This is a genomic window from Gilliamella sp. X-23, from assembly GCF_057063545.1.
The window spans coordinates 70973-85020 of record NZ_JBXSQG010000008.1 but is presented as its reverse complement, the minus strand read 5'-3'; the positions used below and the strand labels follow the sequence as shown (position 1 = coordinate 85020).

The window sequence follows — 14048 nt, the reverse complement described above, 5'->3', positions numbered from 1 at the left end:
ATCTATTGATTTATTAAGATAACTAACAGTTTTCTGAAATAATCTACCGTTACTGAGTTAACTTATTGTTTTGGTGTAATACTTCTAAAATATATCGTAATTGATTAACATCCAATTGTCCGGGTGCCGATGCATTTTTTGCAGCACCAAAGGTCATTGCTGAACCAAATGTCGAACCCGCAATACGACTAATAGCGCCTAGCCCCGCCATTGACATAGTAATAATCGGTTTTATAGCATATTTTTCGTTCATTTCGGTGGTGGCAGCCAGTAAGGTTAATACATCATTCGTGGTTTTGGGCATAACGGCAATTTTAGGAATATCAGCCCCTAAATCTTGCATTTTTCGTAATCGATTAACGATATCATTTTTAGGCGGTGTTTTTTCAAAATCATGGTTTGAAGCTATAACAAAGACCTGATTTTTGTGTGCAATATCAATAATATCTTTTACATAATCATCGCCAATAAATACTTCAACATCAATCAGATCGACAAGCCCACTACAGGCCATTTCTTTATTTAATTGAATATAAGAGGATAATGCCCAAGGTTTCGCTCCGCCTTCGTTTACCGTTCTAAAGGTGAATAAAAGTGGTTTATTTGGTAATAAATCTACAATTATTTTAGCGACTTGTTTAACCGCATGAATGTCATCAACTTGGGTAAAATGATCGACTCGCCACTCTAAAACATCAAAATCAATTGATTGCAAAAACTTAACTTCCTCAATTAATTCTGCTTGAGTTTTACCAACAATCGGTACAATAATCTTTGGTGCGCCTACACCGATCTCAAGTTGTTTAATAGTGACTGTTTTCATTTTATTTCCTGTTAATTGTCGACAATTTTATTATAGGGTTTTATTTTATGGATTATATTTAAATAAAACAATAGAATAAGACAAGTTAATATAATGTTATCACATAAAGTTGAACTAATCGTTAAAGCCCATTTTCTCTTTTACGTATTCGATGGGTGCTTCTTCGCCTGTCCATATTTTTATTTGTGCAGCCCCTTGCCATAGCATCATGCCAATTCCATTTAAGGTTTTGCAACCTTGTTGTTCGGCCATTTCTAGTAGTTTTGTTTTACGTGGGCAGTAAATACAGTCTGTCACAATAAGATCTGAGTGTAACATGGTAGGATCGGTAATTAAACTTTGACCTTCTAATGGCTTCATCCCGACGCCTGTTGCATTACAAAGAACAGTACTTGTTGCTATTTCATGGCGTAGCTGCTTGTTGTCGGCAAGATCGATAACACGTACATGGCATTGCGTATTTTGGTTCAATTTTTTTGCAACTGCTTCTATTTTGGTATAGCAATCATCTTTTTGATTAAATATCACGATTTCTTTCACGCCATCAAGAGCAGCTTGCACGGCAATGGCGGTGCCTGCACCACCAGCACCAAGGATGGTAATTTTTTTGCCTATCACATCAATGTTAGCTTCTTTGAGCATACGCATGTAACCCATACCATCAGTGTTATAACCTGTTAAAACACCATTATCATTTGAAATAGTGTTACATGCTCCACTCATCTCAACGGCTGGAGTTAGTTTATCAAGGTATTGGCAGACGAGTTGCTTGTTGGGCATAGATACTGCACTACCGCGTAGACCTAATGCTCGGAGGCCTTTAATTGCATCAGGGAGTTTTTCTTGGTCAACTTCAAACGCCAAATAAACATAAGGCACATTCATTTTAGCATAAAGGGTATTTTGCATTTGTGGGGATAAACTATGGCGAATAGGATATGCCATTAAACCAATCAATAAAAAATTTCCGTCGATATTACTTCTCATTAACCATTCTCCACAACCAGTTTTGCTTTGGTTTTATTTTTAATAATTCTTCAACAATATATTTAGGATTTTGTCTACCAAACAAGAGTGAGTATACACTATCAATTGCACTTTAACCATGTATCGCCTAGAATAATGAACTTTGTTCATTAATTAAAAATATATTTATGAATACAATACTTGAGTTGTTCTCGTCGATAAATGCCGTTGTGATAGCGGTAATTTGTATGTTAATTTTGTCACTTTGTCGTGTTCATGTGGTTATTAGCTTAATTATTGGGGCTTTTATTGGTGGTTTATTTAGTCATTTGTCTCTAAAAGAAACGATTGATGCTTTTAATACAGGCATCAGTAATGGTGCCAACATTGCACTTTCTTACGCTATGCTCGGTGCTTTTGCGGTGGCGATATCAAAATCTGGTTTACCAGAGCTATTGGCTGATAAAGCAATACAACAGCTTACAACAAGTAGTGCTAAAAAGCGTATTAAATGGTTATTAATTATTATTATTGCGCTAGTAAGTGTTTCCTCACAAAATGTCATTCCCATTCATATTGCATTTATACCGCTTTTAATTCCGCCTCTTTTATATGTGATGTCGCGATTACAACTCGATAGACGAATGATTGCCTGTATTATGACATTTGGGCTTATTACTCCGTATATGTTTTTACCTGTTGGTTTTGGTAACATCTTTTTGAATCAAATTTTATTAAAAAATATTACTGCATCGGGAATGGATGTGAGTCATGTCAATGTAATGCATGCCATGGCGATCCCAGCATTAGGAATGTTTGCTGGTTTGTTATGGGCAATTTTTGTCAGCTACCGTAAACCAAGAGAATATAAACTTATCCATGAACAGAAAAACCTTGATATGTTAAATAACGTCAATAAGCGTTCATTGATAGTGTCGTTATTGGCAATTGTTCTTTCATTTGCTATTCAACTTTATACTGGGTCAATGATTTTAGGTGCTTTAATTGGTTTTATCTGTTTTATTGTATCGGGGTCAATAAAGTGGGGTGAAGCCGATGGGGTGTTTACTGATGGTATTAAAATGATGGCAATGATTGGCTTTGTGATGATTTCAGCACAAGGCTTTGCCGAAGTACTTAAGCAGACTCACGAAATTGAACCACTAGTCATGAACAGTGCTGCTTTATTTGCGGGTAACAAAATTGTTGCTGCTTTTGTAATGATGTTAATTGGGTTAGTGATTACATTAGGTATTGGTTCGTCATTTTCGACTGTACCTATTATTGCCGCCGTTTATGTGCCACTGTGTGTTCAACTTGGTTTTTCGCCAATTGCTACTGTCTGTTTAATTGGTGCGTCGGGTGCGATTGGTGATGCGGGTTCGCCTCCATCGGATACCATTTTGGCAACATCGGCTGGGCTGAATAGTGATGGACAACATGATCATATTCGCGATAGTGTTATCCCTACATTTACCCATTTTAATATTCCGCTATTTATTGCGGGTTGGGTTGGATCATTAATCTTATAATCAACATAATTGTTGTCGTTTAGGTCATTATGAATAATAAATTACACCAAAATATTCGTGCAGTTTGTGCGCAAGCTATTTTTAACGTGCTGGAAGAGGGGCAGTCATTAAGTGCGACATTGACAGCTTTAAGTCATCAAATAGCCGATAAAGATAAGGCATTAGTGCAAGAAATCTGTTTTGGTGTGATGCGAGTATTACCAGAACTTAATTTCTATATTCACTCCTTAATGAGTAAAGTGTTAACCGGTAAAAATAGAATTTTGCACTATTTATTGTTAGTGGGGATTTACCAGATTCTTTATACCCGAATCCCAGAACATGCTGCAGTTGGCGAAACAGTCAATGCTGTTAATACACTTAAAAAAACACAACTTAAAGGATTAATAAATGGCGTACTACGCGAATTTTTACGCCAACAAACCTCATTACAACAAACATTTACACAAGATAGTAAGCAACAAAACCAGCAAACATTACACCCAAGCTGGTTGTTAACTCGTCTTAAACAAGCCTATCCACAGCAATGGCAAACCATCGTTAATGCTAATAATCAAAAGCCACCAATGTGGTTACGGGTTAATCTTAATCAATATTCAGTCAGTGAGTACCAACAATTACTTGCTGAGCAACAAATTGAATCCGATAGCTTTCCAGAGTTACCTAGTGCACTGCGATTATTGTCTCCTGTCAATGTGAACAAATTGCCATATTTTAATGAGGGTGCTGTTACTGTACAAGATCTGTCCGCTCAATATGCAGCTTATTTGCTTGCTCCACAAAATGGCGAGCACATTTTGGATATGTGCGCAGCTCCTGGTGGTAAAACCACACATATTTTAGACGTTGCTCCAAAAGCGCAAGTTTTAGCGGTAGATATTGATCCTAACCGAGTAAAACGTATTGTTGAAAACTTAGCTCGCTTAAAACAGCAAGCTGAAGTGAAAGTAGGAGATGGGCTAACGCCCGAAAATTGGTGTAAAGGGCGAAGTTTTGACCGTATTTTACTTGATGCACCTTGCTCGGCAACGGGGGTTATTCGTCGTCATCCTGATATCAAATGGTTACGCCGTGATAGTGATATAGCGCAGTTGACGGAATTACAATACACTATTTTAACTAAAATCTGGGCTTATTTAAAAATTGGTGGCACATTAGTTTATGCTACTTGCTCAATTTTACCTGACGAAAATAAATTACAAATTGAACATTTTTTACAAGAAAATCCCAACGCCAAATTGCAAGGTGAACTTAAACAATTTTTACCTACTGAAAATGGTGGTGATGGTTTCTTTTATGCTGTTTTAAATAAAGTGTAATTAATTTGCTTGTGTCTAACTGCTCACTCCTATTTTTATTTATTATTTGGTTGCTATAACTAGAGTTATTCAAATCATAAAGTGTTAATGCTAGTCTTTATGCTGTTAAAAAGTTTCATTTAATATTTTGTTTAAGTATAAAAATGGGTGAAGGTACAACTAAATCCTAACTTGGACAATCTTTAGTAGTTATGGTAAATTTTGGGCTTATTTTATGTTATGAAGACGTTTTAATATGGCTTATACGCTTACCTATAATGATTTACCTGAAAATATTCAACATTGGCAAGGTTTACCCCTTTCATTAAATGGTTGTGAAGTGGTTCCTTTAGATTATAATGCCGGTAAAACAGGCTGGATTATTTATGGCAAAAAATTAAATAAGACTATCTTGTCAAAATTCCAAAATCAGTTAACTATGCCTATGGTGATTGTTTCATCATGGAAAATCAAAACTTACCAAATTGTTCGTATTGCAGGGGTGATACCTAAAAAAGCCAAATCGATTTCATTAGCATTAGGTATTGATGTTGCCCCAATCGATAATTTACCCACGCTACGCTCCCCGGGGTTACTTGTTATGGACATGGATTCGACAGCGATTGGTATTGAATGTATTGATGAGCTTGCCAAATTGCAAGGGGTTGGTGAACAAGTTGCCGCAGTGACCGAACAAGCAATGCGTGGTGAGCTTGATTTTGCTAGCAGTTTACGCAAACGAGTGGCAACCTTAAAAGGCGCACATCAAGCTATTTTAGATCAAGTCAAAGACAATTTACCGCTGACTTCGGGGCTGACTTATTTAGTAAAAGAACTGCATAAAAAAAACTGGCATGTTGCCATTGCGTCGGGGGGATTTACCTATTTTGCTGATCACTTAAAGCAAAAATTAAAACTAGTTGATAGCTATGCCAATGAATTAGAGATTAAACATGGCAAATTAACCGGTAAAGTCAAAGGGCAAATTGTTGATGCTAAATATAAAGCAAGAACATTACAACAGCTAGCGGCATCATTGGAAATTCCTATTGAGCAAACTGTCGCCATTGGTGATGGTGCCAATGATTTGATGATGATCCGTATTGCTGGTCTTGGAGTCGCTTATCATGGTAAACCTAAAGTGGTTGAAAAGGCTAGGATTAGCATTAACTATGCTGATTTAACGGGGCTATGGTGTATTTTATCCACTAGTTTATTAAGTGAAGGTTAGGAGATTAAATTGGCAAAAGCAGTAAAACGTGCTTATGTTTGTAATGATTGCGGAGCAGATTACCCGCGTTGGCAAGGGCAATGTAGCTCATGTCATGCTTGGAACACTATTACCGAAGTTAGACTTGCTAGCGCATCATCGCGTAATGACCGATTAACGGGGTATGCGGGTAGTGGTGCTGGGCAGGCTAAAATTCAAAAATTATCCGAAATCAGTTTAGAGGCATTACCTCGGTTTTCAACTGGATTTTCAGAATTTGACCGCGTGCTTGGTGGGGGCGTTGTGCCGGGCTGTGCTATTCTTATTGGTGGTAACCCGGGAGCAGGTAAAAGTACATTGTTACTGCAAACCATGAGTAAGCTCTCATCAAAAATGAATACACTTTATGTAACAGGTGAAGAATCCCTTCAACAAGTTGCAATGCGTGCACACCGATTGGGTTTACCTGCTGATAATATCAATATGCTGTCCGAAACCAGCATTGAACAAATATGCTTACTGGCCGATCAGTCACAACCTAAACTAATGGTGATTGACTCAATTCAAGTAATGCACTTGACTGATATCCAATCATCCCCCGGCAGTGTTGCACAAGTACGCGAAACGGCGGCTTATTTAACACGTTTTGCCAAAACCAAAGGGATTGCCATTATTATGGTTGGGCATGTAACCAAAGATGGTTCGCTTGCAGGGCCAAAAGTGCTTGAGCATTGCATTGACTGTTCAATTTTATTGGATGGCGATGCCGATTCACGTTTTAGAACACTGCGAAGCCACAAAAACCGCTTTGGAGCAGTGAATGAACTGGGTGTGTTTGCTATGACCGAACAAGGTTTAAAAGAGGTTAATAATCCATCAGCCATCTTTTTAAGCCGTGGAGATGAAATGCTACCCGGTAGTTCGGTTATGGTACTGTGGGAAGGCACGCGCCCATTACTCGTTGAAATCCAAGCCCTTGTCGATCACTCTATGTATGGTAACCCAAGACGTGTGACTGTTGGTTTAGATCAAAATCGACTTGCGTTATTGCTTGCTGTGTTACACAGGCATGGGGGATTGCAAATGGCCGATCAAGATATTTTTGTTAATGTGGTTGGTGGTGTTAAAGTAACCGAAACCAGTGCCGATTTAGCGTTAATTTCGGCCTTAGTGTCCAGTTTCCGTAATCGGCCTTTACCTCAAGATATTGTGATTTTTGGTGAGATTGGCCTTGGCGGCGAAATTCGTCCCGTACCAAGTGGACAAGAACGTATTTCAGAAGCTGCTAAACATGGTTTTAAAAAAGCAATTGTACCGATTGCCAATATGCCTAAAAAGAAACCAGAAAATATGCAAATTTTTGGGGTAAAGAAAATATCAGAAGTGTTAGATATTTTAAGTAATTTTTAGCTAAAAATACACTTAGTTGCCTTACCACTGAGCGACCTTGGCGGTAAGGCATAAATAGAGTATTAAAATTAGGTTACCAAATAGGCACTAATAACAGAGCTCATAACATGGTTGATAAGCCGTTCCGCCCGGTAACTTCATACGATCTTGCTTAATAAAGCTACGCAATAAATTATCCATTTGTTTCATAATTTCGCTATCGCCTTGTAACTTATAAGGACCTTTTTCTGCAATTTGCTTCATACCAAACTCTTTAACATTGCCAGCGACAATACCTGAAAACGCACGACGCAAATCAGCGGCTAACAGTTCGACTGGTTGATCACGATGAAGATTTAATGACGCCATATTGGCATGTGTTGGCTCAAAAGGATGTTGCAATGATTCATCGATTTTTAATAGCCAATTAAATCCATAAGCATCGCCGGTTTTTAATCGTGAAGATTTAACGTGCTTAACACCCTCTTTCATAATGCGAGCGACCTGTTCCGGTGAATCAATCACAATTTGATAAAGCTTAGTTGCTTCATCGCCTAATGTGCTACGAATAAAGTTATCGATAGAAGCAAAATAGGCTTCACACTCTTTAGGGCCAGTTAAAATCAACGGCAATGTTTGCTGTTTATTGGCTGGATTTAGCAAAATACCCAGAATATAAAGTAGCTCTTCGGCTGTACCTGGTCCACCTGGAAAGATGATAATGCCATGCGCCATTCGCACAAACGCTTCAAGACGTTTTTCGATATCGGGCATAATAATTAGCTCATTGACTAACGCATTAGGGGGCTCTGCGGCGATAATTGACGGTTCAGTCATGCCAATAAAACGGCTCTCTTTATAACGCTGTTGTGCATGACCAACCGCAGCTCCTTTCATTGGTGCTTCCATTACACCGGGGCCACAACCAGTGCAAATGTTCAGCTCACGTAAACCCAGTTGCATTCCCACTTGGCGAGCATAGTAATATTCGTTTTCATTAATGGAATGTCCACCCCAACAAACGATCAAATTAGGCTCTTCGCCTACATGTAGCGCATTGGCATTACGTAAAATCGAAAACACAAGGTTAGAAATATAGAATGAATGATCTTTTTCAAGCTTGATATTTTCTATTAACTCTTTAATGGCAGTAATTTGACTATTTAAAAATAAAATATCGCGTAATACAGCAAACAGATTGGCTTGAATGGAGCGGATGATCTTACCATCAACAAAAGCGCTTTCAGGGGCATTCACTAATTCTAATTTAACACCGCGCTCTTTACTGATCACATTAATTTCAAAAGACTTAAATCTATCTAACAGATCCTTGGTGTTATCGGTTTTGCTGCCGGCATTTAATGTTGCTAATGAGCAATTCCGATATAATTGATAAAGCTCGCTGTTTGCTGACTTTTTTAAAAGATCGACTTCAGCCTGAGCGAGTAAATCCATTGATCCTAATGGGCTAATATGGGTAATCATCACAACCTCTATTTTGACGGTTTTATCAACAAAACGACTATTATATACTCAAACTGATTGAATAGGAAAAGTGGATCAATTTAATCAATTCAACACTTTGTTTTTAATTGATAATTTTGAATAAATGTTCAAAATTAAGTAACTTATTTTGAGTTAAATATTAAATGAATTAATTTTTATTGTGGTTAATAGCTTAATCATGCTATAAAATTATTTGGTATTTTAATTATGAAATTCAACAAGGTATAGAGTTAATGAGGAATGATTTTTACTTATTAAAAGGAACTGTAAGTTGTTTACAAGTAGATAAAAATCCGCAACAAACTGACACTAAGCTGACGATGACGGATCGAATAGAAAAAGATTTTTATGCGGTGTTTTGTTCAATTATAGCATTGATTTGCTTTTTTATTTGTTGTCGTCCGCCTTTAAGGGGGCAACGCTTTTGTTGCCAGATCGGCAATAAAAAAGTAGAGGGAAGGCTTAACAGGATTGGTTTTAATGAGGGCGATTATGTTGAAATGCTTGTTAAGCCGAAAAAAAATGATGTTTACCAGCCTTATGCCGTACGAATTCCGAAACAACATGCGATAATTTTCCCGCAACATATTGGTTTAACAACGTTCCCACTTTTAAAAGTTATTTTTATTTTGATGACGGTATTTGCCGTTGTTTTCCTACTTATTTTGTTAATTATTGAACTAGTTAACGATTGTTCATTAAATTATATTTTTAACATATTTAAATACTGTTTTTTGGGGTGGATCATTGCAATTATTGTTTCTTTTTTGATAGGTGGAGGAGGATACTCTTTTATTTCTAATCAAATTTATGCCTGTTTTGGGTATGAAAAACCGTGGAAATATGATTCTGAAAAAGAAAAGGAACGCTTTAAAAAATTGTATCGAATCAATGATCCTGAAATATTTAACGATCCACAGAGCCCTGACTTTGAAAAATTCAAAGAATTTAAAGCATTAACAAATTACTACTGTAGAACGCCAACTTTACCTAATTGGGTTAAAGTCATTGATGAACGAAACAAAAAATAACAAATAATTCAACAGATAAATATAAGGAATAAAAAATATGGAACAGAATATAGGCGATAGCCATTATTACCAAATTATTACTGGTTATATCACCGATCTGGAGGTCTATGACACGCGAGAAAGTTATCTTAATGCTCGCAAACTAGCTGGACGCCCTGATGTCAATTTACTAACAATAGGGCATTTAGATTTAGTTTCTATGGCTAATAGTATGAAAATAACTTCAGCAAAAATTGAAAACATTGATTACGATACAGCCGATATTGAGCAGTATTTTTGCTGTAAATTAGGTGATAAGGTGATTGAAGGCGCATTTTGTCGAACCTTTTTTAATGAGGGAGACTACGTGGAGGCGGTTGTTGATCCACTAGCTGGTGGAAGCTATTTTGCTTATGCATTACGCCGTCCTGCCGATAAGCTTTTATGGTTACATCCTTATGCAACAGAGGGAACAGAAGCTGGCAATTCAAAACTAAATATACCTATTTTACCGCGTATTTTCCTTATTGGTGCTGGAGGATTGGGGGTATTTACTTTCTTTTATTTTGTAGTAATGGCCTTTTCTAAAAATAATTTTTCGCTACTTCTTATGGCTGTTATGGGATTATTTTTTATTTTACCAACTTATTTATTCTCTTCTGCATTAAAAAAATCAAAATCCGGTTCTGCTATTGCTGATAAGATTTTTGCGACTTTGGGGTATAGTAATCCTAAAACGTTTGATATTGAAAAAGAATATAATGTTTTTGTCGACAAATTATTCGATTTATATAAACAATATTGTGAAAATCACAATGGATATTTAGCGACTGATGAAGATACATATAATGAGTTTATTGATCATTATATACATCAGCAATCAGAAGATGATTCTCAGGACGATATATTACTAAAACAATATTTACGCCAAACCAAAAAAATAGACGGGATTCAATGGGCATTCTTTTATGTTAATACGCCAGCCATCCCTAGCTATATTAACGTTATTCATACCGAAAACCACGATGACAGCCATGGGCAATAATGGTTAGTTGTTGAGTGTTTTATTCAGCTTTGGAAACAAAAACACGGGCAAAATCCCGTGTTTATTGTTATTTGGTTTTATAGTGGTATACAATTTTCAAGAAATTTTTGCTCATTATCATAGCTAGAAATAAAATTATAACTTATTGGGTTATCGCCATATTTGATCGATACAATGCATTTAAATGCCACTGTTTGACCTCTAGAATTATAAAGTTCTTGATTTGTATCATAAATTTTTACCACCTTTTCCTTGATAGGGAAAAATGATTGAATGGAAAGATTATTTTCCTGCCATAAATAATATCCGCCACTTATTGTTAATATTAATAACACTATAGCAAATACCCAAAATTTTGAGCGGGAAGTTGTTTTGCTCGATATAATAATTGAATCATTCATCCCTAATATCCTGTATTAACTCGCTAAACTTAAACATACCTATTCTTGGTTTAATTCCACATGGGTTAAAGGAAGAAAACGATATAAATTACGGTATTGATTAAGTTTATCATTCGTTTTTGTTAATTGTTCTGCTGTTAATTGTGCTTTTAATTCTTGTACTTTATTTAATGCTTGGGTTTGATTATGCTCTACCAATAAACTGTACCAAACATAGGCAAAAATGTTATTTTTTGGAATATCAACACCTTGCTCATGCATATCGGCAAGTTCAAACCACATTTGATAAATATCAGAAGATGAAAGCATGTTATCAGCATAAATATATTTCGGCTCGGTATAAGTCTGTTCAGGCAATGCCGAAACATAATCGGCTAAATCATTTCTTAATAAAATCGCTTTAGTGTGTTGGTAAATGCTATTGGGAATTTGACGATAATCAGAATTTAAATAAGAATCTAAAGTATAATATCTGATAAGTAATTCGGCAGCACTAACATTACCTGACTTAAGCAACATTTTGATTTTTGAAAGGTAATTATCATCTCTTGAATCGTAATATCTCTGAGTATTATTCAATAATTCAATGATCGCATAATGATTTTGATTATCTGCTAAATTATTAAGCTCTTTTTGATATTGCTCATCTGTTTTGGTAAATTTGTAGTATTTCAATTTTAAGAATTGCTTATATTGATCATCCTTATAGATGCTATCAATCCAAGAAAAAATTAAATTTTGCTCTGGTGTACAAAGAAAATAATTCTTATTTAATTGTTTAACTAATTCTCTCTGCGCCAAGGTATTGCCCTGTGTTGCCAACTCAATTGCGGCTTTGCAACCCTCATAAGTTTTTAGACCATTACGATCAGAATTATGTTTTGTAAGATGATAAATCACTTTAGGTGACGGATTATTTGCCTTTTGTACCTTTAGCCAATCCTCACCATCAACCATTACCGTTGGTGAACGGTAAGTTTGCTGATGCTCAATGTATTGTGTAGTTAACCATTCAAATTCAGGGTGTGATTTGTCGATAGTGATCAAAAAATTTTGTGCTGGTACATAATATTGTTTTGCCGCCAAGTCAAGATATCGCCAAGCTTCATGATAATTTTGCTCAATGTTTTTTCCTAAATAATAAATTACCCCTAACCGATAATTTGCCGCTGCATCCCCTAAATCAGCGGCCTGCTTGTAATATGATATTGCTGTGTTGGTATCTTGAAGAATAAAATCATATAACGTACCAAATCGGTATAAAATTATTGGATTATTTGGCTCAATTTTCAATGCAGCTTGGTAAAGCTTGATTAATTCATTGCTTGACTTACCCATAAGGTTTTCAGCATCACGATAAAAACCATAAGCAATTCCACGATGTTGAGCTAATGCCAGCAAAGGAGAAGTATGAGGGAATTCTTCTAAATCGCTATAGGATTGTAGCTCTTTGTCAAGTTGAGCATAAAAAATTTGTTCATCTTTTAAATTATCACCAAAAATCGCTTCTACGGTTTTACTGGCGTTTTCAATATAAAGATTATTGGCATAATCGAGTTTAGCTTGTATTTTTTTAAATTTATCAGGATAAATTGTTTCATAAAAAGAACTATATTCAATTGTTTGGTTATTATCGATATTTTCATAAATAGGTTTAATTACATTAAGTAAAAACTGCTCTTGCAGTGTTTGCTCATTAGACGATTGAATATCGAAATTAACATCAGGATTAATGTTCATCCCTAAATGATAATATGTTGCCGCTTCCTTGGGATCCCTTTCAACGCCTAAACCGTTTAAATAAAGCCAAGCTAGCTGAAAAGCCATTTTTTGCCTAGTCTCATCTTCAAGTGATCGACCTTTTACAAATTCAATTAACCATTTAGCTGCCCATGGGTAATTAGGTTGTTCTGATTTTGAACCATCTATCTGGCCTCCGTCCAAAAAATAGTCGACTATCTCGGTTGCTGCATCCCATTCATCATTATATTTCATATTCCCCAAACTCTGTTCAAGCCAATATAAAGCCATTTTGGGGTTATTAACTTTATTTTTATAGAGTTGATAAAGTTGATATTGCGGTGCATCGTAAGAGCCAAAATCATCACTTTGGCTTGCCATTTCATAGTATTTTATTGCTTTATCATAATCAGCTTTAACCTCTATGCCTTGATGATAAAGTTTACCTAATACATATTGAGCTAGACCTACGCCATTTTTCATTAATTGCTTGTCAAATTTACTGTTTCCTTCAGTTAGACTAAGTTTTGCTTTATCTGAAATGGGTGATGCGGCCTTTTCTAACCAATACAAACCTTTTTTAATATCTTTAGCGACTAATTCTCCCTCAATATAGGCGATGCCCAAGTCTGTTTGGGCAAGGGGGGATGGGGATGAATTTTCGGCTGCTTTAGTTAAAAATTCGATATATTTATCGGCCGATTTATCATAGCATCCTTCCAATTTTTTATTTTTTGACTTGAGATAAAACTGATTTGTTTCACAGTCCAAATCTTTATTTTCAACCAAAGGGTTATAAGCATGAGCAACTGTATATTGAGCAACACTATCGTGCTTATTTATTGCCAAAGACCAAACGTTTTGTGAAATTGTATCGGCAAAGGCATTACTTGAAAAAGCACACACCATTGAAAATAAAGATAATAATTTTAAATTTCGCATTAATTATCGTCCATATTAATCGCAAACAGCCTAAAGGGTAGTGGTATATCATTAAATTAGCAACATCTAAATCATCAATTCACCGCATAACAGCCAATCAAACTCAATAAAATCAACTGATTTAACTTATTGTATTTTATTCAGTTTATTATGTAACCAATTGGCAGGGTTAACAAAACTTTACAA

Annotated in this window: 11 protein-coding genes; 6 read left to right on the top strand and 5 right to left on the bottom strand. The window is 35.8% G+C overall.

Annotated features, from left to right (window positions below; translation table 11 throughout):
* Positions 1-49: 49 nt before the first annotated feature.
* Together aroD and ACYH9I_RS07080 are read right to left on the bottom strand one after the other, a co-directional pair.
* Positions 50-823 (bottom strand): type I 3-dehydroquinate dehydratase, encoded by a 774-nt coding sequence (gene aroD / locus ACYH9I_RS07085; protein WP_483559926.1) that lies wholly within the window; start codon positions 821-823, stop codon positions 50-52.
* A 114-nt stretch (positions 824-937) separates the two neighbouring features.
* Positions 938-1810, bottom strand: a complete 873-nt coding sequence (locus ACYH9I_RS07080; RefSeq protein ID WP_483559924.1) for a shikimate dehydrogenase — start codon at positions 1808-1810, stop codon at positions 938-940.
* 167 nt (positions 1811-1977) lie between these two features.
* Here ACYH9I_RS07080 and ACYH9I_RS07075 point away from each other — a divergent pair, with 167 nt between their 5' ends.
* From ACYH9I_RS07075 to radA, 4 genes are all read left to right on the top strand, one after another.
* On the top strand, positions 1978-3321 hold the full coding sequence (locus ACYH9I_RS07075; protein ID WP_483559923.1) for a Na+/H+ antiporter family protein: 1344 nt from the start codon (positions 1978-1980) through the stop codon (positions 3319-3321).
* 29 nt (positions 3322-3350) lie between these two features.
* Positions 3351-4640, top strand: coding sequence for a 16S rRNA (cytosine(967)-C(5))-methyltransferase RsmB (rsmB, locus tag ACYH9I_RS07070; RefSeq protein WP_483559921.1), 1290 nt, complete (start codon positions 3351-3353; stop codon positions 4638-4640).
* A 235-nt stretch (positions 4641-4875) separates the two neighbouring features.
* Positions 4876-5850 carry a phosphoserine phosphatase gene (serB, locus tag ACYH9I_RS07065; RefSeq protein ID WP_483559920.1) on the top strand — a complete coding sequence of 325 codons (975 nt, stop codon included), beginning with the start codon at positions 4876-4878 and terminating at the stop codon, positions 5848-5850.
* A gap of 9 nt (positions 5851-5859) precedes the next feature.
* The gene (radA, locus tag ACYH9I_RS07060) at positions 5860-7239 is read left to right on the top strand and encodes a DNA repair protein RadA (RefSeq protein WP_483559919.1); all 1380 of its coding nucleotides are present in this window, start codon (positions 5860-5862) and stop codon (positions 7237-7239) included.
* 87 nt (positions 7240-7326) lie between these two features.
* Here the strand turns inward: radA and ppnN are convergent, their stop codons facing one another.
* Complete coding sequence (gene ppnN, locus ACYH9I_RS07055; RefSeq protein WP_091350515.1) at positions 7327-8703, bottom strand: nucleotide 5'-monophosphate nucleosidase PpnN; 1377 nt, start codon at positions 8701-8703, stop codon at positions 7327-7329.
* Positions 8704-8957: 254 nt separating this feature from the next.
* Here ppnN and ACYH9I_RS07050 point away from each other — a divergent pair, with 254 nt between their 5' ends.
* Both ACYH9I_RS07050 and ACYH9I_RS07045 read left to right on the top strand, forming a co-directional pair.
* The gene (locus tag ACYH9I_RS07050; protein WP_091350513.1) at positions 8958-9755 is read left to right on the top strand and encodes a hypothetical protein; all 798 of its coding nucleotides are present in this window, start codon (positions 8958-8960) and stop codon (positions 9753-9755) included.
* Between the two features lie 37 nt (positions 9756-9792).
* The gene (locus ACYH9I_RS07045; protein WP_483559917.1) at positions 9793-10779 is read left to right on the top strand and encodes a putative type VI secretion system effector; all 987 of its coding nucleotides are present in this window, start codon (positions 9793-9795) and stop codon (positions 10777-10779) included.
* A gap of 77 nt (positions 10780-10856) precedes the next feature.
* Here the strand turns inward: ACYH9I_RS07045 and ACYH9I_RS07040 are convergent, their stop codons facing one another.
* On the bottom strand, positions 10857-11180 hold the full coding sequence (locus ACYH9I_RS07040; RefSeq protein WP_091350508.1) for a hypothetical protein: 324 nt from the start codon (positions 11178-11180) through the stop codon (positions 10857-10859).
* 39 nt (positions 11181-11219) lie between these two features.
* Complete coding sequence (locus ACYH9I_RS07035; protein ID WP_483559915.1) at positions 11220-13862, bottom strand: tetratricopeptide repeat protein; 2643 nt, start codon at positions 13860-13862, stop codon at positions 11220-11222.
* Positions 13863-14048 lie beyond the last annotated feature (186 nt).